This is a genomic window from Streptantibioticus cattleyicolor NRRL 8057 = DSM 46488 (assembly GCF_000240165.1).
Lineage (GTDB): Bacteria > Actinomycetota > Actinomycetes > Streptomycetales > Streptomycetaceae > Streptantibioticus > Streptantibioticus cattleyicolor.
Window position 1 is genome coordinate 2,053,348 of sequence record NC_017586.1, and the last position, 24,599, is coordinate 2,077,946.

Annotated in this window: 22 protein-coding genes and 1 tRNA gene; 6 read left to right on the top strand and 17 right to left on the bottom strand. The window is 74.0% G+C overall.

Features of this window, described 5'->3' with window-relative positions; translation table 11 throughout:
• Positions 1-52 precede the first annotated feature (52 nt).
• Positions 53-1,429, top strand: coding sequence for a nicotinate phosphoribosyltransferase (locus SCATT_RS09090; protein WP_014142703.1), 1,377 nt, complete (start codon positions 53-55; stop codon positions 1,427-1,429).
• 97 nt (positions 1,430-1,526) lie between these two features.
• Positions 1,527-2,114 (top strand): isochorismatase family protein, encoded by a 588-nt coding sequence (locus SCATT_RS09095; protein ID WP_014142704.1) that lies wholly within the window; start codon positions 1,527-1,529, stop codon positions 2,112-2,114.
• Between the two features lie 13 nt (positions 2,115-2,127).
• On the opposite strand, the gene SCATT_RS09100 is transcribed toward SCATT_RS09095, so the two are convergent.
• On the bottom strand, positions 2,128-2,430 hold the full coding sequence (locus tag SCATT_RS09100) for a hypothetical protein (protein WP_014142705.1): 303 nt from the start codon (positions 2,428-2,430) through the stop codon (positions 2,128-2,130).
• A gap of 292 nt (positions 2,431-2,722) precedes the next feature.
• Here SCATT_RS09100 and SCATT_RS09105 point away from each other — a divergent pair, with 292 nt between their 5' ends.
• Positions 2,723-2,995, top strand: a complete 273-nt coding sequence (locus SCATT_RS09105) for a hypothetical protein (RefSeq protein ID WP_014142706.1) — start codon at positions 2,723-2,725, stop codon at positions 2,993-2,995.
• 10 nt (positions 2,996-3,005) lie between these two features.
• Here the strand turns inward: SCATT_RS09105 and SCATT_RS09110 are convergent, their stop codons facing one another.
• The 3 genes from SCATT_RS09110 to SCATT_RS09120 form a co-directional block, all read right to left on the bottom strand.
• Positions 3,006-3,632, bottom strand: a complete 627-nt coding sequence (locus SCATT_RS09110; RefSeq protein ID WP_014142707.1) for an RDD family protein — start codon at positions 3,630-3,632, stop codon at positions 3,006-3,008.
• 69 nt (positions 3,633-3,701) lie between these two features.
• The gene (locus SCATT_RS09115) at positions 3,702-4,880 is read right to left on the bottom strand and encodes an RDD family protein (RefSeq protein WP_014627737.1); all 1,179 of its coding nucleotides are present in this window, start codon (positions 4,878-4,880) and stop codon (positions 3,702-3,704) included.
• A gap of 307 nt (positions 4,881-5,187) precedes the next feature.
• On the bottom strand, positions 5,188-5,736 hold the full coding sequence (locus SCATT_RS09120; RefSeq protein WP_014142709.1) for an ATP-binding protein: 549 nt from the start codon (positions 5,734-5,736) through the stop codon (positions 5,188-5,190).
• Positions 5,737-6,076: 340 nt separating this feature from the next.
• Between SCATT_RS09120 and SCATT_RS09125 the strand changes: the two genes are divergently transcribed.
• A complete protein-coding gene (locus tag SCATT_RS09125; protein WP_014142710.1) occupies positions 6,077-6,556 on the top strand; it encodes an SsgA family sporulation/cell division regulator in 480 nt (159 codons plus the stop codon).
• 61 nt (positions 6,557-6,617) lie between these two features.
• Here SCATT_RS09125 and SCATT_RS09130 read toward each other — a convergent pair whose 3' ends face one another.
• Together SCATT_RS09130 and hppD are read right to left on the bottom strand one after the other, a co-directional pair.
• Positions 6,618-7,985, bottom strand: coding sequence for an FAD-binding oxidoreductase (locus SCATT_RS09130; RefSeq protein ID WP_014142711.1), 1,368 nt, complete (start codon positions 7,983-7,985; stop codon positions 6,618-6,620).
• Between the two features lie 68 nt (positions 7,986-8,053).
• The gene (gene hppD / locus SCATT_RS09135) at positions 8,054-9,166 is read right to left on the bottom strand and encodes a 4-hydroxyphenylpyruvate dioxygenase (protein WP_014142712.1); all 1,113 of its coding nucleotides are present in this window, start codon (positions 9,164-9,166) and stop codon (positions 8,054-8,056) included.
• Positions 9,167-9,301: 135 nt separating this feature from the next.
• On the opposite strand from hppD, the gene SCATT_RS09140 reads away from it, so the two are divergent.
• Complete coding sequence (locus tag SCATT_RS09140; RefSeq protein ID WP_014142713.1) at positions 9,302-9,778, top strand: Lrp/AsnC family transcriptional regulator; 477 nt, start codon at positions 9,302-9,304, stop codon at positions 9,776-9,778.
• 6 nt (positions 9,779-9,784) lie between these two features.
• On the opposite strand, the gene SCATT_RS09145 is transcribed toward SCATT_RS09140, so the two are convergent.
• From SCATT_RS09145 to SCATT_RS09155, 3 genes are all read right to left on the bottom strand, one after another.
• Complete coding sequence (locus SCATT_RS09145; protein WP_014142714.1) at positions 9,785-10,573, bottom strand: hypothetical protein; 789 nt, start codon at positions 10,571-10,573, stop codon at positions 9,785-9,787.
• 69 nt (positions 10,574-10,642) lie between these two features.
• A complete protein-coding gene (locus SCATT_RS09150; RefSeq protein ID WP_014142715.1) occupies positions 10,643-11,350 on the bottom strand; it encodes an IclR family transcriptional regulator in 708 nt (235 codons plus the stop codon).
• Positions 11,351-11,738: 388 nt separating this feature from the next.
• Positions 11,739-13,520 (bottom strand): DEAD/DEAH box helicase, encoded by a 1,782-nt coding sequence (locus SCATT_RS09155; protein ID WP_014142716.1) that lies wholly within the window; start codon positions 13,518-13,520, stop codon positions 11,739-11,741.
• A 254-nt stretch (positions 13,521-13,774) separates the two neighbouring features.
• Between SCATT_RS09155 and SCATT_RS38515 the strand changes: the two genes are divergently transcribed.
• A tRNA-OTHER gene (locus tag SCATT_RS38515) sits at positions 13,775-13,873 on the top strand.
• Positions 13,874-13,975: 102 nt separating this feature from the next.
• Here SCATT_RS38515 and SCATT_RS09160 read toward each other — a convergent pair.
• The 8 genes from SCATT_RS09160 to SCATT_RS09195 form a co-directional block, all read right to left on the bottom strand.
• Complete coding sequence (locus SCATT_RS09160; protein ID WP_014142717.1) at positions 13,976-14,731, bottom strand: transglycosylase SLT domain-containing protein; 756 nt, start codon at positions 14,729-14,731, stop codon at positions 13,976-13,978.
• A gap of 499 nt (positions 14,732-15,230) precedes the next feature.
• Positions 15,231-17,546 (bottom strand): xanthine dehydrogenase family protein molybdopterin-binding subunit, encoded by a 2,316-nt coding sequence (locus SCATT_RS09165; RefSeq protein WP_014142719.1) that lies wholly within the window; start codon positions 17,544-17,546, stop codon positions 15,231-15,233.
• Positions 17,547-17,589: 43 nt separating this feature from the next.
• Complete coding sequence (locus tag SCATT_RS09170) at positions 17,590-18,972, bottom strand: (2Fe-2S)-binding protein (RefSeq protein ID WP_014142720.1); 1,383 nt, start codon at positions 18,970-18,972, stop codon at positions 17,590-17,592.
• Positions 18,969-19,841 carry an FAD binding domain-containing protein gene (locus SCATT_RS09175; protein ID WP_014142721.1) on the bottom strand — a complete coding sequence of 291 codons (873 nt, stop codon included), beginning with the start codon at positions 19,839-19,841 and terminating at the stop codon, positions 18,969-18,971. The genes SCATT_RS09170 and SCATT_RS09175 overlap by 4 nt, the downstream gene beginning before the upstream one ends.
• A 296-nt stretch (positions 19,842-20,137) precedes the next feature.
• Positions 20,138-21,748, bottom strand: coding sequence for a beta-N-acetylhexosaminidase (locus SCATT_RS09180; protein WP_014142722.1), 1,611 nt, complete (start codon positions 21,746-21,748; stop codon positions 20,138-20,140).
• 68 nt (positions 21,749-21,816) lie between these two features.
• Positions 21,817-22,284, bottom strand: coding sequence for a hypothetical protein (locus tag SCATT_RS09185; protein WP_014142723.1), 468 nt, complete (start codon positions 22,282-22,284; stop codon positions 21,817-21,819).
• Positions 22,285-22,401: 117 nt separating this feature from the next.
• Positions 22,402-24,063 (bottom strand): alpha/beta hydrolase, encoded by a 1,662-nt coding sequence (locus SCATT_RS09190; protein ID WP_014142724.1) that lies wholly within the window; start codon positions 24,061-24,063, stop codon positions 22,402-22,404.
• Positions 24,060-24,470, bottom strand: a complete 411-nt coding sequence (locus SCATT_RS09195; protein ID WP_014142725.1) for a hypothetical protein — start codon at positions 24,468-24,470, stop codon at positions 24,060-24,062. Before SCATT_RS09195 ends, SCATT_RS09190 begins: the two co-directional genes overlap by 4 nt.
• Between the last annotated feature and the right edge of the window lie 129 nt (positions 24,471-24,599).

The window sequence follows — 24,599 nt, forward strand, 5'->3', positions numbered from 1 at the left end:
TCGTCAGTCTGACGACTATTGGGGGTAGGATCCGGTCATGGACACTCCAGCAATGGACAGGGCCGCAACCGCCGCGCCGGGCGCCGACCGTCTGGCCGGCTCCGCCCTGGGGCTGCCGGTCGCCGTACCGTCCACCGCGCTGTTCACCGACCGCTACGAGCTGACGATGCTTCAGGCCGCGTTGCGCAGCGGTGCCGCCCACCGCCGCTCGGTCTTCGAGGTCTTCACCCGGCGGCTGCCGGAGGGGCGCCGCTACGGGGTGGTGGCGGGCACCGGCCGGGTGCTGGACGCCATCGAGAACTTCCGGTTCGACGACGACGTGCTCTCCTTCCTCTCCCGGGAGAACGTGGTGGACCGCGACACCCTCGACTGGCTGGCCGGCTACCGGTTCCGCGGCGACGTGCACGGCTACCCGGAGGGCGAGGTCTACTTCCCCGGCTCGCCGCTGCTGCGCGTCGAGGGGACCTTCGCCGAGGGCGTGCTGCTGGAGACGGTGATCCTGTCGATCCTCAACCACGACTCGGCGGTGGCCGCGGCGGCCTCCCGGATGGCGGTGGCGGCGGGCGGCCGGCCGCTGATCGAGATGGGCGCCCGGCGCACCCACGAGCTGGGCGCGGTCGCCGCCGCCCGGGCCGCGTACGTCGGCGGCTTCACCACCACCTCCGACCTGGCGGCCGGGTTCCGCTACCACATCCCCACCGTGGGCACGAGCGCGCACGCCTTCACCCTGCTGCACGACACCGAACGGGACGCGTTCACCGCCCAGGTGGAGTCGCTGGGCCCGGGCACCACGCTGCTGGTGGACACCTACGACCTGACCGAGGCGGTGCGCACCGCGGTCGAGGTGGCCGGCCCCGGGCTGGGCGCGGTCCGCATCGACTCCGGCGACCTGCTGCTGCTGGCCCACCGGGTCCGCCAGCAACTGGACGACCTGGGCGCCACCGACACCAAGATCGTGGTCACCTCCGACCTGGACGAGTACGCCATCGCCTCGCTGGCCGCCGCCCCGGTGGACGCCTACGGGGTGGGCACCTCGCTGGTGACCGGCAGCGGCCACCCGACCTGCTCGATGGTGTACAAGCTGGTCGCCCGGGCCGCCGACGGCACCGACGGCCGGCCGGACGCGCCGCTGGTGCCGGTGGCCAAGAAGTCGCTGGGCGCCAAGGCGAGCACCGGCGGACGCAAGTGGGCGGCCCGCCGGCTGGACGCGGACGGGGTGGCCGAGGCCGAGGTGGTGGGCACCGGACCGGTGCCCGAGGAACTGGCCGGCCGGCAACTGCTGGTCCCGCTGATCGAACGCGGCGAGGTGGTGGCCCGCGAACCCCTGGACGCGGCCCGCCGCCGGCACATCGCGGCCCGCGCCGGGCTGCCGCTGTCGGCCACCCAGCTCTCCCGCGGCGAGCCGGTGATCCCCACCGAGTTCGTCTAGACCCGTCGTTGTGTGACCGCCGCGGCGCCCTGGGTACGTACCCTTCGTCTCCCTCTCCCCGAAGCCTGACAGCCTGAAGTCTGATAGGACGTGCACCATGCACCGGGCCCTGATCGTCGTCGACGTGCAGAACGACTTCTGCGAAGGCGGCAGCCTGCCGGTGGCCGGCGGAGCCGACGTGGCCGCCGCCATCACCGATCTGGTGGCCCAGGCCACCCCCGGCTACCGCCACATCGTGGCCACCCGTGACCGCCACATAGCGCCGGGCGACCACTTCTCCGACCACCCCGACTACGTCAGGACGTGGCCCGCGCACTGCGTGGCGGGCACCGAGGGGATCGGCTTCCACCCCAACTTCGCCCCCGCGGTGGCCTGCGGGGCGATCGAGGGCGTCTTCGACAAGGGCGCCTACTCGGCCGCGTACAGCGGCTTCGAGGGGGTGGACGAGAACGGCACCGCGCTGGCCGACTGGCTGCGCGCCCGTGACGTGCGCGAGGTGGACGTCGTCGGGATCGCCACCGACCACTGCGTACGGGTCACCGCGCTGGAGGCGGTGCGGCTGGGGTTCGCCACCCATGTGCTCCTCGACCTGACCGCCGGGGTCGCGGCGCGGACCACGGAACGGGCGATCGAGGAGATGCGCGCGGCCGGGGTGGAGCTGTCCGGCAAGCCGGTGGTGGGGTGAGCCCGGTACCGGGTCAGTAGCGGCGCAGGGTGCGCGGGGGGTGCCAGGGCTCGCTGTCGTCGGTGCGGCAGGAGCGCCACACCAGGCCGTCGGGGTGGTGGAGGACGACGCTGATCTCGTCCGGGCTGGGCGGCTCGGCGTTGCCGCTGAGGCGGACGGTGCGGAAGCCCAGGTTCCGTACCCGGGTCAGGGCGCGCTGGCGGTTGGCGGCGTGCACCAGGACGCGTACCGTCGAGCCGTCGGCGGCGTCCGGGCGCGGCAGCGTCAGGGCGACCACCACGCTGCCGCTGGGCAGTTTCACGAATCCACCGGCCACGGTCTCTCCCTGCCTTCGCCCCGCACCATGAGTCTGCCCGCCGTGCGCTTACCGGGAAAACCGGTTTTCCGACGAAAGGGCGTACCGCTGCGGCGTCCGTACCGTCATGAATCCGTGCGCCCCCTGTGCTTCACACCGTGGGTTAGGTCACGCTTACCGGGAGTTCCCCGCGGGCATCCGGAACCGTAGAGTCGATGGGCGGCACGCCCGCACGACGCCCCGGTACCGCGACCTGCCCGACGTCTCCTCCCGTACCCCTGCGGGGGGACCCCCATCGAGGACGGATTCCGCCATGCCGCGTCCGACCCCCGCACAGCTCGGCTACGGTTCGGCCACCGTGGTCTGCTCCACCCTCGTCATGCTGCTGCTGTCCGAGGTGAGTTCGCCCGCCGGGGTGGTCGCCATCTCGGTGGCCGGCCTGGCGCTCGGGGTGCTGGTGGCGCTGACCCTGGCGATGCCGTGGCCGGGCCGGGCCCGTTCCGGTTCCGCGGCCGGGGTCGCCGAGCGCCGGGAGACCGCCCGGGTGCCGCAGACCGTCGGCGCCCGGACCGACCGGGGGCGCTGACCCGGCGCGGTCACGGCACCGAGACGACGACGGTGCGGGCCGCCTTGTCGTGCAGCGCGTGGTGGTAGGGCTGGTCCCACAGACACCACGCCACGTTGACCAGCCAGAACACCGAGCCGCAGCAGGGCACGACGGGCGGCAGCGCGTAGACGGCCGCCCGCACCCAGCCGGGCCGGCCGGCCGGGTTGGTGCCGCTGTCGAGCATCGCCACCCGGATCCGCATCCACCGCTTGCCGAGGGTCTGGCCGCGGGTGGTGAGCATGTAGCCGTCGTAGCCGAAGTAGACCAGGGCGTAGATCAGCTCCTGCCAGAAGCTGCGGTTGGTGTCGTTGTAGTCGTAACCGCCCCAGGCGAAGCCCAGGATGATGCCGATCGGGATGCCCACGATCAGCGCGTCGGCGATCCGGGCCACCAGCCGTCTCCACCGGGCGGCCAGCGGCGGCATGCCCAGCAGCGGATCGGTGCCGGTGCCGTAGGGCGTCCCGTACGGCGGCGCGGGCGGCGGCATGCCGTGGGGGCCGCCGTACGGGCCGCCCTCGGTGCCGCCGCCCTCCGGTGCGCCGGCGGCGTCGGGGTACTTCCGGGAGGGCTCCTCCGGCGGCTCGCCCGGCCCGGGCGTCGGGGGGTCGGTGCTCATGTACCGAGTCAAACCCGGCCCGGGGCGCCGCGCCCGCGGCCGCATCCGTTCGGGGGACCCCCGGCGCGCTCAGCCGCCGGCGACGAAGGTGCGGGCGGCCTTGTCGTGCCAGCACTGCCGCCACGGCCGGTCGAACAGGCACCAGGCGACGTCCACCACACCGACGACCACGAAGCCGAGCAGCTGGCGCACGAGCACCCGGCGCAGCGCCTGGCCGAAGCCGGGGGTCAGCTGCGACTCGATGTCGAGCACCCGCACGTTGACCAGCTTCTTGCCCAGCGTGCGCCCCCATTTGACGGTGGGCAGCGCCTCGTAGAGCACCCCGGCGACGAGCAGCGCGCCGAGGACGGCGGCGAGGATCGCGCCGGTGGTGCCGTCGATCAGCCAGACCTGCACGGTCTCGCCGGTCCGCCGGGCGGCCTCGATCTTGTCGTGGATGTGCCGCAGGGCGGCGAGGACCAGGGGGAACGCCCCGGCGCCGACCACCGCGCCGACGATCAGGGTGTCGATGACCCGGGCGGCGAGCCGGCGGGCGGTGCCGGCCGGGCGGGCGGGGTCCTGGGTGTCGAGGAAGGGGTTGGACACCGGGGGGCGCCAGGGCAGCGCGGTCCCGGCCGCCGGGTCGGCACCGGGGAGGGGGGCGGCCTTGGTGCCGGAGGAGGGGTCGGAGCCGGCCCGGGCGAGCTGTTCGATCTGCCGCTGCCAGGGCACCTGCTCGGGGCCGGCGGCCGGGGTGGCCGGGGTCTCCACCGGCGGCGCGTGCCGCGGGTAGCCGTAGCCGCCGGAGGGGGCCTGCGGGTAGCCGTACGCGGGGCCGGACACCGGGGCGGAGGGGGCCGGGGCGGGCGGGGCCTGGGGCTCCTCGGCGCGCCCCCAGGTGACGCGGCCCTGGCCGGCGGCGGGCGGCCGGGCGGGGCCGGTGCCCCACGCGGACGGGGCCGCCGGGGCGGGCGGGGCCGGCTCGTCCTTGGGCACCTCGGCCACCGGGGCCTGCGGATCCTCGTCGAGGAACATCACCCCGGACTGGTCCACCGTCCTGGGGCGCGGCGCGGCCGGCGGGGCCGCCTGGACGGCGGAGGGGTCGAGGGCGCCGGGCGGCGGCGCCAGCACCTCGCCGGGCTTCGGCTCGGGCCGGCTGGTGCCGGGCACCCAGGCCGTGCCGTCCCAGTAGCGGACGTAGCCCGGGATGGACGGATCGGGGTAGTACCCGGCCCGGGGTCCGTTGCTGCCAGCGCCAGCGGAGGTCACCAATGCCCCCAACTCCCATCAGAACCGACACACCGTCAAGCCGGCTGTCGCCGCCGGGCCCGCCGTCTGCGGCCGGGCCCGCCTCCACCTGTCGGGGGAAGACACTAACGAAACACGCGGCGCACCGGAGCGCCCTCCGCCCGCCGGGCCGACGGCGCGGGGCCGGCGGACGGCCACGTCGGCGGAGCCACCGGGAAGTGTACGGGGCACGTTCCACCGGTACGCCCACGCCGCCGAAGGTCACTCGTCCGGATGGCGCCGTGAACGGGCGGGCGGCCGTGCGCCGTTCGGCGTACCGGAGGGCGGGTCAGCTCAGCACTCCGTCGCGGTCGAGGTCGAAGCGGCAGATCACGGTCTTGCCGCCGGCCAGCCCCGGCACCCACCACAGGGCGTCGGTGAGCCGCTGGACGATCATCAACCCGCGTCCGGAGTCGGGGAGTAACGCCTCGGCCGTGTTCTCCGGCAGCTCGGCGGAGAACCCCTCGCCGACCGGGAGCACCGGGGGGCTGGAGTCCTCGTCGGTCACCTCGATGAAGAGCCGGCGCGGCCAGCAGCGCAGCGCCAGGTCGATGCGGCGGGCGGCGCCGGGCCGGGTGCGGAAGTCGTCGGGCACCGCGTGGTGGATGACGTTGCCGACCAGTTCGGAGACGACCAGCCGGGCGTCCTCGGCCAGATGCGGCAGGCCCCAGTCCTCCAGGGCGGCACGGGTCATCTCCCGGGCCGCCCGCACCGTGCCGGGCGTCTCCGCGAAGAGTGTCAGCGCCCGGAACCGCTCCGCGGGCTCGGACGGTTCCGGACCCGACCGGGTGAGCACGGCGAAGCTCTCGAAGCCCGGCCCACTCTTGCAGGTGTTCATCAGTCCCCTCCTGTTCGCCGTACTCCGCTGAGCCCGGCACCTCCAGTCAATGCCGTGCGGGCGCGGCGCGGGAGCGTACACAGGGGGGTTCATGTGGACACCGTGGGGGCGCAGGGGCGTGCGCCGGTGGGCCGGCCTGGGAGAAGGCCGCCGGGCGCGGCGCGACCGCGGCGGCCCCTTTAGCCGGTGCGGCGCCGTGCCGGGCCACGTTCGGCAAAATCCACCGCGCCGCGCCGAAGTCGCGTAATGGTGTGGGGGATATGCGCTCTCTCCCGGTGCGGCCCCCGCAGCGCCCGCTGCGACTTCCGCCAGGGGCCGCCGAGGAAAGGACGTCGTCTTCATGCACACCGTGGTGGAACGCGAACTCGAACTGAGCCTGGTGCTGTCGCCGGAGCGCAGCGTCCCGGTGCCGGCCCGGCTGGAGTACCGGGCCGACGATCCGTTTGCCGTGCACTTCACCTTCCACGTCACCTCGGACGCCCCGGTCACCTGGACGTTTGCCCGGGAGCTGCTGATCGACGGGGTGTTCCGGCCGTGCGGGCACGGGGACGTGCGGATCTGGCCGGCCAAGTCGGAGGGGCGCCCGGTGATCTGCCTGGCGCTCAGCTCGCCGGACGGCGACGCGCTGCTGGAGGCGGCCTCGTCGCCGGTGGCGGCGTGGCTGGAGCGCACGCTGCGCCTGGTGCCGCCGGGCAGCGAGCACGAGCAGCTCGGCCTCGACCAGGAGCTGGGCGAGCTGCTGGCGCCGACCGGCCGCGACCGGGAGGAGTCCTGGCTGCGGGAGGCCCGCCCGGGCGACGACGCCCCCGAGGGCGCGTAGTGCCGGACGCCGGTACGGGGGCGCACGCGCGTCGCACGTCCGCTCCCCGTACCCCGGCGGGTCAGAGCACCTTGCCCGGGTTGAGGATGCCGAGAGGGTCGAAGACCGCCTTGATGCCGCGCTGCAACTCCAGCCCTACGGGCCCGAGTTCACGGGCGAGCCACTCCTTCTTCAGGACGCCGACGCCGTGTTCGCCGGTGATCGTGCCGCCGAGTTCCAGCCCCAGCGCCATGATCTCGTCGAAGGACTCGCGGGCGTGGCGGACCGCTTCGGGGTCGCCGGGGTCGAAGCAGACGATGGGGTGGGTGTTGCCGTCCCCGGCGTGCGCGCAGACGCCGATGACGAGGGCGTGACGGTCGGCGATGGCGGCCACCCCGTCGAGCATGTCGGCCAGCCGGGAGCGGGGCACGGCGACGTCGTCGATCATCGTGGTGCCGGTGATCCGTTCCAGCGCGGTGAGCGCCAGCCGGCGGGCCTGGAGCAGCATCTCGGACTCGGCGGCGTCCTCGGCGGGCACCACGGCGGTGGCCCCGGCGGCGGTGCACAGCTCACCGAGGGCGGCCAGGTCGGCGGCGGGGTCGGGGGTGTCGTAGGCGGCGAGCAGCAGCGCCTCGGTGGTCTCCGGCAGCCCCATGCGGGCCAGGTCGTTGACGGCCCGGATGGTGGTGCGGTCCATCAGCTCCAGCAGCGAGGGGGCGTGGCCGCGGGCCATGATCGCGCAGACCGCGTCGCAGGCGGCCCGTACCGAGGGGAACTCGGCGGCCACGGCGAGCTGGCCGGCGGGCGCCGGCTTGAGGGCGAGCACCGCCCGGACCACCACGCCCAGGCTGCCCTCGGAGCCGACGATCAGCCGGGTCAGGTCGTAGCCGGCCACCCCCTTGGCGGTGCGGCGGCCGGTGCGCAGCAGCCGTCCGTCGGCCAGGACGACGTCCAGGCCGAGCACGTACTCGGCGGTGACCCCGTACTTGACGCAGCACAGGCCGCCGGAGCCGGTGCCGATGTTGCCGCCGATGGTGCACTGCTCCCAGCTGGAGGGGTCGGGCGGGTAGTACAGCCCGTGTTCGGCGACGGCCCGGGAGAGGACGGCGTTGACCACGCCGGGTTCGACGACGGCGGTGCGGTCCACCGGGTCGATGGCGAGGACGCGGTCCATCTTGACCAGGGAGAGCACGATCCAGCCGTCCCCGGCGTTGGCGGCGCCGGACAGCCCGGTGCGGGCGCCCTGCGGCACCACCGGTACCCGCAGCTCGGTGGCGGTGCGCATGACGTGCCGCACCTGTTCGACGGTGCGGGGCAGCACCACGACCGCGGGGGTTCCGCTCGCGCAGAAGCTCGCCATGTCGTTGGCGTACGAGGCGGTGACGTCCGGGTCGGTCACCACCGCCTCGTCGGGCAGGCCGGAACGCAGCCGTTCCACGAGATCCGTCATGGTCCCCAGCCTGGCACCGGGCGGCGGCACGGGGAAGGAGCCGTGCGGCGCCCGGTGCGGCGGGCCGGTCACAGGTTGCCGCGGCGCTCCTGCTCGCGCTCGATCGCCTCGAAGAGCGCCTTGAAGTTGCCCTTGCCGAAGCCCATCGAGCCGTGGCGCTCGATCATCTCGAAGAAGACGGTCGGGCGGTCCTGGACCGGCTTGGTGAAGATCTGGAGCAGGTAGCCGTCCTCGTCGCGGTCGGCGAGGATCTTCAGCTCGCGCAGCGTGTCGACGGGCACCCGGGTCTCGCCGACCCACTCCCCCAGCGTGTCGTAGTAGGAGTCCGGGGTGTCGAGGAACTCCACGCCCGCCTCGCGCATGGCGCGCACGGTGGCCACGATGTCGTTGGTGGCCAGCGCGATGTGCTGGACGCCGGGGCCGCCGTAGAACTCCAGGTACTCGTCGATCTGTGACTTCTTCTTGGCGATGGCCGGCTCGTTGAGCGGGAACTTCACCTTGCGGGTGCCGTCGGCGACCACCTTGGACATCAGCGCGGAGTACTCGGTGGCGATGTCGTCGCCGACGAACTCCTTCATGTTGGTGAAGCCCATGACCTTGTTGTAGAAGGTCACCCACTCGTCCATCTTCCCGAGCTCGACGTTGCCCACGCAGTGGTCGATGGCCTGGAAGCGGCGCGGGACGGGCGCCACCAGCGGCTCGCGGGCGTCGTATCCGGGCAGGTACGGGCCGTCGTAGCCGCTGCGGTCGACCAGGGTGTGCCGGGTCTGGCCGTAGGTGGCGATGGCGGCGAGCACCACGGTGCCGTGCTCGTCCTTGAGCTCGTAGGGCTCCTCCAGGCCGGTGGCGCCGTGCTCGACGGCGTGGGCGTAGGCGGCGCGGGCGTCGGGGACCTCGATCGCCAGGTCGACGACGCCGTCGCCGTGCGCGGCCACGTGCTCGGCGAGGAACCGGCCGTGGTCGGTGGCCGGCTTGATCACCGAGGTGAACACGAAGCGGGCGCCGCCCGACTCCAGGACGTAACTGGCGGTCTCCCGGCTGCCGTTCTCCGGTCCGGAGTACGCGACGAGCCGCATGCCGAAGGCGGTCGAGTAGTAGTGCGCGGCCTGCTTGGCGTTGCCCACCGCGAAGACGACGGCGTCCATGCCTTTGACGGGGAACGTGTCCTGGGTCTCAGTCATGTCAGAAGCGTCCCGCCACGGCTCAAGGTGCGCAATAGTTTGCGATTTGGCTGGACATACTGCCTAGCGATATCCGATTTGTGCTCGGCATTCTGTACATGATGACTATGAAGAGGGGCGGAGGTGGCATTTTCCATGGGCATCGACGCGCTGGACGGGCGGCTGATCACGCTGCTGGCCGAGGAGCCGCGGATTGGGGTGCTGGAGGCGTCCCGGCGGCTCGGGGTGGCCCGCGGCACGGTGCAGGCCCGGCTGGACCGGCTCCAGGCCGGCGGGGTGATCCGCGGGTTCGGGCCGCAGGTGGACCCGGCGGCGCTGGGCTATCCGGTGACCGCCTTCGCCACCTTGGAGATCAAGCAGGGCCAGGGCCCGGACGTGCGGGCCCATCTGGCCGGGGTGCCGGAGGTGCTGGAGCTGCACACCACCACCGGGCAGGGCGACATGCTGTGCCGGCTGGTGGCCCGCTCCAACGCCGATCTGCAACGGGTGATCGACCGGGTGGTCGGCTTCGAGGGCATCGTGCGCGCCGCCACGGCGATCGTGATGGAGAACCCGGTGCCGCTGCGGATCATCCCGCTGGTGGAGCAGGCGGCCCGGGACACCGGGCGCTGACCGCGGTCAGCAGGACGGCAGCGGGCGTCCGGTGGACAGCGCGTCGAGGGCGTCGAGCGCCCCGCCGAGGTCGGCGACGGGTACCAGGGTGAGCCCGGCGGGCAGGCTGGCCTTGGCGTCGGTGCACTCGTCGCGGGGGGCGAGGAAGACGGTGGCGCCGTCGCGCTTGGCGGCCTGTTCCTTCAGCGCAACGCCGCCGACGGCGCCCACCGCGCCGCTCGCGTCGATGGTGCCGGTGCCGGCGATCACCCGGCCGCCGGTGAGGTCGCCGCCGTGGCCGTCGCCACGGATCTTGTCGATGATGCCGAGGGTGAACATCAGCCCGGCGCTCGGGCCGCCGACGTCGGCCAGCCGGAGCTTGACGTTCACCCGGGCGGGTGACAGCCGGAGGTACCTGAGGGCGGCGGTGGTCGCCGCGTCCTGGGACTGCTTCATCTCGTCGGCGTTCTGCCGGGCGATCTGCTGGGGCGAGCCGTTGCCGGGGTAGACGGCGTCCGTGGGCATCACCGCCCGGTCGGTGCGGAACCACCCCTCGACCACGTCGAGCAGGTGCACCGACGCGTCGGGCCCGGTGGCCTTGATGGTGACCATCCGCAGCTGCCCGGCGGTCCCGCGGGTGGCGGCCCCGGAGACGGTGATCACCTGGGTGCTCTGGTATCTGCCGAGCACGTCGGCGGTGTCTCCCGGCTGCGCGATCGTCATCGGCAGCGGAGCGGACGCGGCCACCGCGAGCAGCGCGACGACGAGGGCGGAACAGGCGGCGAGGATCCTGGCGCGAGAAGACACGTAGGGCATTAAAGCCGCTCCCGCCCCGGCTCCCGTCCCCGGGGCGCGCCGCGCGGAGGGCGGGCGGCGGGGCCGGGATCAGCGCAGGGCCTGGGCCACTTCCTGGGCGGCGGCCACCACGCGGGGGCCGACCCGGTCGGGGATGACGTCGGAGAGCATCACGACGCCGACGCTGCCCTCGATGCCGGAGACGCCGACCAGCGGGGCGGCGGCACCGGAGGCGCCGGCCTCCAGCTCGCCGTGGGTGAGGACGTAGCCGGGGGTCTCCGGGGCCGGCTCGCCCGGGTGACATCGGTCGGGGCCGCCGGGGGCGGGGACGGTGGCGCGGCGGCGGGCGGCGCGGCGGCGCCCCTCCAGGATCGCCTTGCCGGCCGCGCCGCGGTCGAGGGCGTGGCGGAACCCGGTGCGGTAGGCGACGTGGTAGTCGGTCCAGGAGGGTTCGACGACGGCGACGGCGAGGGCCTCGTTGCCGTCCACCAGGGTCAGGTGGGCGGTGGCGCCGATGTCCTCGGCGAGCGAGCGCAGCGCGGGCAGCGCGGCCTCGCGCAGCAGCGGGTGCACCTGGTGGGCCAGGCGCAGCACGCCGAGGCCGACCCGGGCGCGTCCACCGAGGTCGCGGCGGACCAGCGCGTGCTGCTCCAAGGTGGCCAGCAGCCGGTAGACCACGGTGCGGTTCACCCCGAGCCGGGTGGCCAGTTCGGTGACGGTGAGCCCGTGATCGGTGTCGGCCAGCAGCTTGAGGACCTTCAGTCCCCGGTCGAGCGTCTGTGAGGTCTCCGCGGTCACGACGCCCCCTCCTCGACGGTGAGTGGCGGCTGCTCCCGGTGACCGCCGCCGTGCCGTCGGCAGCGCTCGCGAAGGCCGCCGGTCGCGTGGTACCCGGCTGCGCTCCGCGGCGGCGCTGCCACGGTGCGTGCGTGTCCGGGACAGTAGCGAGGCGTACCGCTGAGCGGAAGGGTTCGTCCACAATCCGGGCACAGAGCTTTACCAATCAACGACCGAGCGGGGTGTTACGGCCTGTTTACTCGCATTGCGCAAAGCGGAATCTTGACCTCGGCATGAATTCCGGACCCGGCCCGGCGGCGGCCGGCGGCGGTTACCGGTCACCGGTCACCGCCGGCCGTCACCGGCGACCGTCACCGGCGCCCCGTCCCCACCGGCCGCCCCGGCGCCGTCAGCGCATCCGGGTCGCCCACTCCTGCACCTTCTTGATCCGCTCCTGGATCTGTCCGGCGGTGGCCTCCGCACTGGGCGGGCCGCCGCAGACCCGGCGCAGTTCGTTGTGGATCACCCCGTGCGGCTTGCCGCTCTGGTGGTTGTAGGCGGCCACCATGGTGTTGAGGCGCTTGCGCAGTTCCAGCAGTTCCTTGTGGCTGACGACCGGGCGCCGTTCGGCGGGGAGTTCGACCAGGTCGGCCTCGGCGTCGGGCTTGCGGCGGCTGTGCGCGATCTGCCGGGCCTGCCGCTTCTGGAGCAGCAGCTGCACCTGGTCGGGTTCGAGGAGACCGGGGATGCCCAGGTAGTCCTCCTCCTCCTCGCTGCCGGGGTGGGCCTGCATGCCGAACTCGGCGCCCTCGTAGAGCACCCGGTCGAAGACCGCGTCCGACTCCAGCGCCTCGAAGGGGAGTTGGTCCTCGGTGACCTCGTCCTTGCCCTTCTCGGCCTCGGCGAGCAGCTTCTCCTCCTCGGCGTACGGGTCCTCCTCGCCGCCGTCCTTCTTCGGCCGGTCCAGGACGTGGTCGCGCTCGACCTCCATCTCGCCGGCGAACCCCAGCAGCGTCGGGATGGTCGGCAGGAAGACCGACGCGGTCTCGCCGCGCCGCCGGGAGCGCACGAAGCGGCCGACGGCCTGGGCGAAGAAGAGCGGGGTGGAGATGGTGGTGGCGTAGACCCCGACCGCGAGCCGGGGCACGTCCACGCCCTCGGAGACCATGCGCACCGCGACCATCCAGCGGTCGTCGGAGGCGCTGAACTCGTCGATGCGCTTGGAGGCGCCGGCGTCGTCGGAGAGGACCACGGTGGCGCCGGTGCCGGTGATCTCGCGGAGCAGCTTGGCGTAGGCGCGGGCGGTGTCCTGGTCGGAGGCGATCACCAGGCCGCCGGCGTCCGGGATCGCCTTGCGCACCTCGGTCAGCCGCCGGTCGGCGGCGCGCAGCACGTTGGGGATCCAGTCGCCCGTGGGGGCGAGCGCGGTGCGCCACGCCTGGGCGACGGCGTCCTTGGTCATCGGCTCGCCGAGCCGGGCCGCGATCTCGTCCCCGGCCTTGGTCCGCCAGCGCATGTTGCCGCTGTAGGAGAGGAAGATCACCGGCCGCACGACGCCGTCGGCGAGGGCGTTGCCGTAGCCGTAGGTGTAGTCGGCGACCGACCGGCGGATGCCGTCGGAGCCCTCGGCGTAGCTGACGAACGGGATCGGGTTGGTGTCGGAACGGAACGGGGTGCCGGTGAGCGCCAGCCGGCGGGCGGCCGGTTCGAACGCCTCGAAGCACGCCTCGCCCCACGACTTGCTGTCGCCGGCGTGGTGGATCTCGTCCAGGATCACCAGGGTCTTGCGCTGCTCGCAGCGGTTGCGGTGGAGCATCGGGCGCACCCCGACACCGGCGTAGGTGACGGCGACGCCGTGGTATTCCCGGGAGAGCGGTCCGGCGCTGTAGTCGGGGTCCAGCTTGATCCCGACCCGGGCGCCGGCCTCGGCCCACTGCTTCTTCAGGTGCTCGGTGGGGGCGACCACGGTGACCTGCTGGACGATGTGGTTGTGCAGCAGGTACGAGGCGAGGGTGAGGGCGAAGGTGGTCTTTCCGGCGCCCGGGGTGGCCACCGCGAGGAAGTCCTTCGGCTGCTGCTGGATGTACGCGTCGAGCGCCCCCTGCTGCCAGGCGCGCAGCTTTCCGGCCGTGCCCCACGGAGCGCGGCCGGGGAATGCGGGTGAGAGGTGGTGGGAGGCGGTTGTGGTCACGGTCTCCGATCCGTCTCTCGGGGTACGTACGAAAACCGTGCCAGCCTACCGGCGCGCGGCCGTCCCGCCGGACGACGACGGCCACCGGCGGGCCCGCTGTCGCACGGGTCACATCACGCCGGGTGGCCCACGGTGCGACCCGGCGCGGTGGCGGGCCGTTCGTGAACGGCGTATGGCGGTCCCGTCGCGGTCGGTCCGCGTCCGTCGGCCCGCCCCCGGGGGGCCGCCCCCATGGTCGTCGCGACGGGGAACACGGCCGTGTGCCCGAGTGGTTGAGGGGCTCGCCCGCGCGGCATCCATCAGCGGCCTGGCGGCCGCGGGGAGTGACGCCGGTTCGATTCCGGTCACGGCCTCCGGACGGCGGTGGTGCGCCGTGCGTACGGAAAGGAACCCGCGCCCCGGTGCGGGGTGCGGGTTCCTTTCCGTACGGCAGTGCGGCGGGAACGCCGGGCGGCTTAGTACGCCGAGTTCACGTTGTCGATGGAACCGTAGCGGTGGGCCGCGTAATTGCAGGCGGCAACGATGTTGGCGACCGGGTCGTACAGGTCGTTCGCGGTACCGGCGACGTGGTAGGTGTCGAATGTGGGCTGGATCACCTGGAGCAGGCCCTTGGACGGGATGCCGGCGGCGGCGTTCACGTCCCAGTTGTTGATCGCGTACGGGTTACCGCTGGACTCGCGCATGACGTTGCGGTGAATTCCCTGGTAGGTACCGGGAATGCCGTTCTGGTGCATGATGTCGAGCGCGTGCCGGATCCAGCCGTCGAGGTTGTCGGGGTAGCTGGGGGCGGCGGGCTGGGCCTGGATCGGCTGCCGGCTCTCGGAGCGGTTGGCGGCCTCCGGCTGGGTGTGCACCTCGGCCGGCGGCTTCGGCCAGTCCTTGGCGTTCTTGGCGGCGGTGGCCTGGGCGGTGGCCTGCTTGGCCACGCCGGCCGCCTGCGCGGTGACGTCGATCTGCTTGACCTGCGGCTCCGGCTTGTCGGCGCCGCCCATGGTGTAGCTGGCGACGGTCATCACCGGGTTGGCCGGGACGGCGGCGTGGGCGGTGCCCGGGGTCACGGTGAAGCCCAGGACGGAGGCGCCGACGGCGGCCAGACCGGCGGCGGAGACCAGGTGGTTGCGGGTCAGCCGGGTTGCTGCGACGGCGGCCACGTTGCTCTTGGCGACGCGGTCGGCGCCCTTGGCGACGCGGTCGGCAGCGGTGGCGGCCATGGTGCTTCCCGTCGCCCGAGCGGCGGTGGCCGCTGCGCCGGCGGTCCGGGTGATCCGGTCCACAGCCGTGGAAACGGTGCGGTTCCGGGTCAGACGGTTGAAGGCATCAATGGCGGGAATGGGCATGACTGAGCGTGTCCTCTTCCGGTTGCTGGCCCGCAGTCGCCTTCCGGCAAAGAAAGCGCCGGACGATCTGGACGGCGCCCTGCGGTCCCGGCAATTGTTAGCGGCCGGAAATTGCCCGGGCAAAGGTGTGACCTACTAAGCGGCTTCGTCGCCGCCCGGTTCGCCGGTACCGGAAAAATCGCCCGGATCGCCCGTGGGGCATGCCTTCGCGTATCCACTAGGCGGCTTCGTAAGTGACGTGCGCCCTATGGGCGGGCTCACACGGAGGAGCCCTCCGCATCGCTTTCCGTGACGCGATCGTCACCGGATTTCCGCGACCCGGAGGGCTCGTTTCCGGGGCCGACCCGGAAGAGGACGGGGGAAAGGGGGAGGGTCAGGCCGTGGGGGCCTTGACCACCGCGGCCTGCGGGCGGATCGGCAGCCGGTTCACCGGGCGCCCGGTGGCCGCCCGCACCGCCGAGGCCACCGCCGCCGGGGCGGCCACCACCGGCACCGCGCTGACCGCCTTGGCGCCGAACGGGGCCACCACGTCCCGTTCCTCGACCAGCTTGACGATGCGCACCGGCGGCGCGTCCAGCGCGGTGGGCAGGGCGTAGCCGGTCAGGGAGGGGCGTTTGACCGTGCCCCGCGAGGTCCGCAGGTCCTCCATGAGCGCCATCCCGACGCCCTGGGTGATCCCGGCCTCGATGCGGGCGGCGACCTGGCGGGGGTTGAGCAACCGCCCGACGTCCTGGGCGACCGCCATCTCCACCACGCGCACCGAGCCCAGCTCGATGTCCACGTCGACCACGGCGCGCACCGCGGCGAAGGCCAGGCCCACGAAGGCGTCGCCCTGCCCGTTGTCGTCCAGCGGCTCGGTGGGGTGCGGCCGGCACTGTGCGGTGGCCCACAGCTCCTTGCCGTCCAGCGCCTCGGCGACCGTGGTGCTCAGCACCCCGTCGTAGGAGGTGATCTTGCCGTCGGTGATGGTCAGCAGCTCCACCGACATCCCGAACTTGGCGGCCAGCGGTTGCAGCAGCTGGGTGCGGACCATCTTGGCGGCGCGCTCCACCGCGCCGCCGGAGACCCAGGTGTGCCGGCCGCGGGCGGAGGGCCCGGCGGGCGGCTGGTCGGTGTCGGCGGGGAGCACGGTGACGTCCTCCACCCCGAGGACCTCCTGCACGATCTGCCGGGCCAGCGTGGTGAACCCCTGGCCGGTCTCGACGGCGGCGCAGATCACCGTGGCCTCGGTGCCGCGCACCTTGACGGTGGCGGTGGAGACCTCGTCGTGGCCCTCGGCGCCCAGCATGTGGACCATGCCGAGCCCGTAGCCGACGCCGCGGCGGATCACCCCGGGCTCCCCCGCGCCCTCCAGGCCGCCGGGGAGCAGCGCCGGTTCCTCGGCCGGCGGCAGCTCCGCGTCGCGCACCGCCTTCAGCAGCTCGCCGACGGGGGCCGGGCAGGTCACGGTCTGCCCGGTGGGCAGCAGGTCGCCGGTGGCCATCACGTTGCGCATCCGGATCTCGGCCGGGTCGAGGCCGAGGCGGGCGGCGAGCTTGTCCATCTGGCCCTCGTAGGCCGCGCAGACCTGCATCGCGCCCTCGCCGCGCACGTGGCCGGAGGGCGGGTTGTTGGTGCGCACCGCCCACCCCTCGACGAAGACGTGGGGGACGACGTAGGGGCCGGCGGCGAAGGAGACGGCGGCGGCCAGGGCGTCGGAGGAGGCGTCCGCGTACGCCCCTGCGTCCAGCAGCAGCTGGGCCTCCACCTTGACCAGCCGGCCCTCGGCGTCGGCGTGGTGGCGGTAGCGCAGCAGCGCCGGGTGGCGGTGGGCGTGGCCGAGGAACGACTCCTCGCGGGTGGCCACCAGCTTCACCGGGCGGCCGGTGCGCAGCGCCAGCAGCCCCAGCGGCAGCTGGAACCCGGGGTCCTCGCGGTCGCCCATGGCCCCCGGCACCCCGGTGACCACCACTTTCACCCGTTCGGGTGCGAGGGCGAAGCAGGCGGCGGCCAGGTCGCGGTCGGCGTGCGGATCGGTGGAGGCCACGTACAGCTCGACGCCGCCGTCCGGCCGGGGCACCGCGAGCCCGGCCTCGGCGCCCACCGGGGCCGGGTCCTGGCGGCCGATCCGGTAGAGCCCCTCCACGATCACCTCGCCGGTGACCGACGGGTCGCCGAAGCGCAGCGGGATGTGGCGGACCAGGTTGCCGTCCGGGTGCAGCGGGGGCGCGGCGAACGCCTTCTCGGGGTCGGTGACGGGCTCCAGCACCTCGTACTCGACCATGATCGCGGCGGCGGCCAGCCGGGCGGTGTCGGGGTGCTCGGCGGCGACCGCGGCGATCGGCTCGCCGTGGTGGCGGACCACGTCGTGGGCGAAGACCGGGCGGTCGGCGACCCGGCGGCCGTGCATGGCGTCACCGGGGACGTCCTGGTGGGTGACGACGGCGTGCACCCCGGGCATGGCGGCGGCGTGGCTGGTGTCGATCGACACGATGCGGGCGTGCGGGTGCGGGGAGCGCAGCACCGCGGCCCACAGCAGCCCCTCGGCCCACAGGTCGGCGGCGTAGGGATAGGTGCCCTGCGCCTTGGCGTCGGCGTCGACGGGGAGCAACGAGGCCCCCACCCCGTGCGTCCGCTCCCCCGGCGCGGACGCGTCTGACGCGCCCGCGGCCACAGCGGTCGTCGCGGTCACCGCATCGGGTCCAGTCATTCGGCCAGCTCTCCGGTCAGCTCTGTCGTGGCGACGGGGCGGGTCACGGCGCGCTCCCGTCGGCGGGGGGTGCGGGGTCCGGCTCGGCGGTGGCCTGGTGCGGGATGCGGCCGGCCGCGGAGTCGGGGGCGGCGGGCTCCTCGGCCGCGGTGGCCTCGCGTTCGGCGACGACCTGGCGGACGGCGGCGAGCACGCCCTGGTAGCCGGAGCAGCGGCACAGGTTTCCGCAGATCGCCTGGCGGGTCTCCAGCTCGGTGGGGCGGTGGTTGCCCTCCAGCAGGTCGTGGAGGGTCATCGCCAGCCCCGGTACGCAGAAGCCGCACTGCACGGCGCCGTGGTCGACCAGGGCGCGCTGCACGTCGGAGGGCATGCCGTCGCGGGCGAGCCCTTCCACGGTGCGGACCTCGCTGCCCGCGGCGGTGGCGGCCGGGGTCAGGCAGGAGGCGACCAGCCGTCCGTCCACCTGGACCGAGCAGGCGCCGCACTCGCCCTGCTCGCAGCCGTCCTTGGCGCCGGCCAGGCCGAGCCGTTCCCGCAGGACGTACAGGAGGGACTCGCCGAGCCACGCGTCGGTGACGGGCCGGTCCACGCCGTTGACGTGGAGGACGTAGGAGGCGGTGGAGTGCTCACTGTGGGCGTCGGGAACCTCGGGGACGTCGGGGAGTCCGGCGGCCTCCCCGGCGGCGGCCTCGGGTTCGGGTCCGGGCTCCGGGACGGGTTCGGGTTCGGGGACGGCGTCGGGTCCGGGGGCGGCGGGGGCCTCGGGTGCTTCGGGTGCGGCCTCGGCCTCCGGGGCCGGCGCGGGCTCCGCCGGGTCGGGGCGCGGGTGCGGTTCCGGTCGCGGCTCGGGGTGGGGGTGGGCGGCCTGGTCGATCGCGGCGCCCACCGGGTACTCGCCCGAGTCGTCGCCGGTGTCCCCGGCGGTGAACGGCGCGGACCAGGGCGCCGGTTCGCCCTCGGGCCCGGGCTCGTGCGACGGCTCGTGCGGCGGCGCCCACTGGTGCGTTCCGGCCGACTGCTGCCACTCGGCCGCGCGCTGGGCCGCCGCCGACTCCTCCCACGGGCTGGCCGGCGCCTGCGGGTGGCCGCCGTAGTCGTACCCGGCCGGCTCGGCGCCACCGGTGAACTCCCCGGCGGCGTACGGGTGGTAGCCGTCGTGGGGCGCGTCGGCGGTGTGCGGGGGTACGTAGCCGTGGCCGGGGGCGGCCAGCGGGTCGGCGCCGGGGGGGCCGGCGGCGAACTCGGCGAAGTGCTCGGCGAAGGAGACGTGCATCGTCGCGTCGGCGTCGTACCCCTCGCCGCGCGGCATCGGCTGCCAGCCGGTGTCGTGCTGCGGATCCCAGTGGGCGGCGGCCGGGGTACCCGGGGCGTACCCCGGATCCGGCCGGCCCGCCGCGTTCGCGTCCGTGGTGCCGTCGTCGCTCACGAAAGAGCCCTCCCCAGTGCCCGGCGGGCCAGTGCGGCCACCGTACGCCGCAGATGTGCCACGGCGGGCGGCAGTTCGCCGTCCACCGCGTCCGGAATGCAGGCCATGGCGACGTACTCGCCGAACACGCCGGTCACCTGCGGGTCCAGTGTCCGGGTGCCGTCCCAGTCGATCAGCCCGGCCACCCACGCCTCGGCCTCCAGCGGGCGCAGCGGCATCGGGGCGACCGCGCCGACCGCGCACCGCACGCCGCGCCGCGCCGGGTCGAGCACCAGCGCCACCGAGGCGATCGCCCGGCCGGGGCCGGTTCTGGCGGTGGCCTTCAGGAAGACCTGCGGGGCGTGGAGCAGCGGGGCGCGGACGTAGGCCAGCAGCTCGCCGGGGCGCAACGGGTCGCGGCCGGCCAGCAGATGGCCCACCGGCACCTCCCGGCTGCCCTGCGGCCCGGCGAGGACCACGGTGGCCTCCAGGGCGGCGAGCACCGGCAGCGCGTCGCCGGTCGGGGCGGCGGTGGCGATGTTGCCGCCCAGCGTGCCGGCGTTGCGGATCTGCGGCGGACCGGCGGCCCGGGCGGCGGCGGCCAGCGCCGGGATGAGCGCGGCGAAGTCCGGGCGCCCCATGCGGGCGTGGGTGAGCCCGGCGCCGAGTACGGCGTGCCCGTCGGCGTAACTCCAGCCGCGGATCTCGCTGATCCGGCCGAGTCCGACGAGCGCCGCCGGGCGCAGCAGACCGGAGTTGACGGCGGCCATCAGATCGGTGCCGCCGGCGACCGGCACGGCTGCGGGCATGGCGGCCAGCGCCGCCACCGCCTCGTCGAGCGAGGCGGGCAGCGTCACCGTGCGTCCCGTCTGCCGTGCGTACGTGCTCAACGCAGCTTCCCTTCCACGGCGCCCCGCGGCCATCCGGCCGTCACGACCATGCCCGGCCTTGTCGCCGTACGGTACGTGCTGACAGCCCGGTCACGGCAACTCTGGCACATGATCCCAAGCGATCAACCTGTGGGTCCGTGAAGCGCGTTTCCTTCCGGGTCATGGTGGTGTGGGCGGGTTGACCACGGTCTTGACCCTGCGCGGAGTTGGCCGCCTTCCGGGCGTCCTGGGCGGATTCCGCCGGTGGCGCACGGCGCGCGGCGCGGGGGTGGCGCGGCACGGCGCCCCGACACGCCTCACACGATCGGGGGCGGTCCTTCGATCGGACGTCCGACGACGCCGGGGCGCCGCTGCCAGGGCCGCGGGCCGCCGGGCGGCCGGTACTCCACCCCGAGGGCGTCGAGCCGGACGTAGTGGGCGCGCATCCGGGCGGAGAAGGCGGCGAAGTCGCGCTCGGCCGGGGCGGGCAGCGCCGACCAGGCCACCTCGGCGAAGGCGGCCAGCCGCGGGAACGCCATGTAGTCCACGGCGCGCACCGAGTCGAGCACCTCGGTCCACACGTTGGCCTGGGTGCCCATCACGTGCGCGGCCTCCTGCGCGGTCAGCTCGGCCGGGACGGGCTCGAAGCGGTAGACGTCCTCCAGGGTGCGGACGAAGCCGATGGGCACCGGTTCGTCCGGGCCGTCGGCCTGCCGGTGGTCGAGGTAGACGTACTGCTCGGGGCACATCACCACGTCGTGGCCGGCGCGGGCGGCGGCGATCCCGCCCGCGTAGCCGCGCCAGGAGGAGACGGCCGCCTTGGGCGCCAGGCCGCCCTGGAGGATCTCGTCCCAGCCGATCAGCCGCCGGCCGCGCTCGGCGAGCCAGCGGTCGAAGTGCGCGATGAACCAGCTCTGCAGCTCGTGCTCGTCGGCGAGTTCCAGGTCCACGAGGCGGTTCTTGGCGGTGAGCGAGGCGCTCCACTGCTCCTTGGGGCACTCGTCCCCGCCGATGTGCACGAAGGTCGCCGGGAAGAGCTCCAGCACCTCGCTGAGCACGTTCTCGTAGAAGCGCACGGTGGTGTCGGTGGGGGCGAGTACGTTGGGGTTGACGCCCCAACTGGTGAGCACGGGGAGGGTGGTGGTGTCGACGACGTCGGTGTTGCCGAGTTCGGGGTAGGCGGCGATGGCGGCCTGGGAGTGACCGGGCACGTCGATCTCGGGCACCACGGTGATCTCGCGTTCGGCGGCGTAGGCGACGATCTCGCGGATGTCGTCCTGGGTGTAGTAGCCGCCGTGCGGGCGCTCGTCCCACAGCGTGGATTCCCGCAGGCCGACCTTGGTACGGGTGCGCCAGGCGCCGACCTCGGTGAGCTTGGGGTAGCGCCGGATCTCCAGGCGCCAGCCCTGGTCGTCGGTGAGGTGGAGGTGGAGCACGTTGAGCTTGTGGGCGGCGAGCAGGTCGAGGTAGCGCAGGACGACGTCCTTGGGCATGAAGTGGCGGGCGACGTCGAGCAGCATGCCGCGCCAGGCGAAGCGGGGGGCGTCCTCGACGGTCACGCACGGCAGCCGGGCCTCGCGGGCCCCGATCGGGGCACGCCGGAAGGCGTCGGGGCCGAGCAGCTGACGCAGCGTCTGGGCGCCCCAGAAGAGCCCGGCGGGGTCGCCGCCGACGAGTTCGGCGCGGTCCGGCCGTACGGTGAGCCGGTACGACTCGGTGCCCAGCGAGCCGTCCACGCGCAGCGCCAGGGCGCCCGCCCCCTCGCCCGGCGGCAGCCCCACCCCGAACGCGCCCGCCAGGACGCCCCGCAGCCACCGCTCGGTCCGCTCCGTCCCCGGCCCCGCGTCCACCCTCGTCCGCCCGTCGACGACGAACGCCGCCCCGGGCTCGGTCCGACGGAGGCTGCGCGGTGCGGGGATGAGGTCCATGCCTCGTGCCTACCGGCTCCGCCGGTCCCGGGGCAAGGGTCTGGTCTGGTCCGGCGTGGCGCGGGGGGTCATTGCGGGGACTGGGTGGCGGTGGGTGGGATGAGGCATGTCGTATCGACACCGAACGAAAGCTTGGTCGGCGGCGCCGGCGGCTTCCCGGCGCTCTCCACACTCACGGTGAAACGGTTGTCCGGAGCCGTCGCCTCCACGATCGCGCTCACCCTCGGCCCGCCGTACGGGCGGTAGCCCGTGATGGTGTAGCCCTCGCGCTCCAGGGCGGCGCGGATCTTGTCCACGGCCGCCGTGTGGTGCTCCACGGGCAGCGGGGAGTACGCCGAGTACATCAACTGGAACCGCTCATCGGTCGACGTCTCGCCGTGCTTGCCGAAGCACGGGCCGAACAGCGAATCGGGGCTGCCGGGCTCAAGTTCCAACCCCGCCGCGCCGGCCGCCTCCTCGGTGAAGCGGCGCGCCCAGTCCAGGGCGTCCTGCCTGCTCATCCGCGGCAGCGGGGCGTTCTTCCCCTCGTCGGACACGCAACCTCCGGTGAGCAGTGACAGCGACAAGGCGGCACACGCCGCCAGGAGGGCGGACCGGCCACGGTGCCGTGCGGCGTCGTCCGCGTGTCGATTACGCAACTGATCCCTTGTCCGTCATGGCCAATTGTAGGTGGGCGGATCAGGCGTGGGGTCGACCGTCAGCGGTTCGTACCCGGCGATGATCCGGCCCTGGTTGTGCAGGCTCTCGCTGAGCGTGCCGTTGGGGTCGACGGCCCAATATCCGCTGTGCCCATGGGTGTCGACGGCGAAGTCCCGGGCGCCGAACGACTCCCGCGCCGGGTTCTTGCCGAGTGTCGCGTCGGAGAAGTACTCGATGACCGGGTCGTCGGCGGCGGAGCCGACGAATACGTGGTCAGCGGTCATGTGGAGCCCGCGGACGTTGTCCACCGTCATGCCGGGGCTGCCGACCACCACGATGTCGTCGGCGCCCAGCCCGTGCGGATCGTCCGCCGCGGCGGCGCCGACCGTGGTGGAGCCGTAGCTGTGCCCGATCACCGTGAGGTGGCTGTGGAGCGGCCCCTGGGCGGCCCGCAGGTCCTGGACGAACTGCCGCAGGTTCCGACCGCCTTCCTCGGCGAGCCCGGTGCCCGCCACCCCGAGGTCGAAGTGGTCGCCGGGGACGTCCTCCTGCGGCGGGTCGTAACCGAGCCACGCGATGACGGAGGTGTCGTCTCCGGCGCCGGCTCTGGTCGCGGCCATGCGCAGCTTGTCGATCCGGTCGATCTGCCCCGGCATCGACGCCAGGTTCGTGTTGGTCCCCGGCACCAGCACCGCGGTGTTGGCGGCGGTGTCGGGGTTGCCCATGGCGACGACGGCGCGGCCGGTGCCGGAGGGGTCGAGGCGCAGGAGGTAGAGCCGGCGGCCGGGGTCGTCGTCGGTGGCGTCGTCGAGGCGGGACTTGAGGGCGCGCAGGGCGTCCTGTTGCTGGTTCCACTGGTCGGCGGTGAGGCCGGTGCCGGGGCCGGGGCCGCCGCGGCCGTCCAGGTATTCGTCGAGGAGGAGGCGGTTGGCCTGGTCGCGGGCGGTGGCGGGAAGGCCGCCGAGGGCGCCGATGAGCTCGGGGTGGAGGGTGAGGTAGCTCTGCTGCTCGTCGTGGCTGAGCGAACGCCACCAGGCCGCCGCCCGCTTCGGGTCCTTGCCGTCCGGGATGGCGTAAGGGCCGATGCCCAGCAGGCGGGTGGCCCCGGTGCTCTCCTCGGCCGCGGTGCGCAGCGCGTCGTCCTCGTCGAGGGTGCCGGGGGTGAGGGTGGCGAGGGCGCGGGCGCCTTCCTCGTCGGCCTGTTCGGCGTCCTTGACGGCCTGGTCGATCATCCGCTGGTAGGCGGCGAGTCGACGGTCCCAGGCGGCGGTCTCGTCCTGACGGTGCGGGTCCGCGCGGCCCTCCTCGACCCAGCGGGGAAGGGTGACGCGGCCGGTGGCGTCGTCCACCGTGAAGTGGTCGTGCTCGGCGTTGGCGACCGCGCTGCACAGGTTGCCCTGGGCCTCCGAGAGCCGGGCGTGCAGGGTGTCGAGCACGGTGGCGTAGGAGACCGCGTCGACCTGGGCGGCCTCCAACTGGCTCTCGATCCGGGCGAGTACGGGCAGCGCGGTCTGCGCGCCGAGCCCCTGCCAGGCGGGGTGCAGGGGGCCGGAGACCCGGTGGGTGTGGTGCTGGTGGGCGGTGGCGAAGGCGTCGGCGAGGCGGTGCCAGGAGCGGGCCGCCGCCTCCAGGTCGGCGAAGTCCTGCCGCGCCAGCCGGGCGAAGGTGCCGCTCACCGTTTGAGGTCCCCGGAGAACGCCTGGTAGACGCGGTCGTCGTGCCACTCGTGGCCGTTCGCGGTGTCGGTGAGCAGCGCGCCGATCCGGCCGATGCGCCGGTGCAGCCCCTCGAAGGCGGCCGTCCATCCGGCGGCGTCCGCCTCCAGCCGGGCGCCGGAGCCCCAGCCGGCCAGCGAGGCCGCGGCGGCCCGGACGTCGCGCAGTGCCGGGGTGACCGCCTGCGCCAGGTCACCGGCGACGGTGCCGGCCGCGGCGGCCGAGGCGCGCAGCACGGAGGGTTCGACGCCGAGCCGGTCACCGTCGGGGGAACCGGCACCCGTACCGCCACCCGCCCTCGGGTCCAGCCGCGTCCCGCCCCCGTCGAACGCCGCCCACTTGCCGCGGGCCGTGCCCCCCTCGCCCACCAGTCCCCCTCGTACCGGCCCTCGATCCCCGTCGGACGGCTCCCTACGGTACGAGGGCGCGCCGGGGGCGCGCATCCGTACGGGTACTCAGCGGCTCATGAGCACGCGAACGCGCCCGCAGGCCGCCTG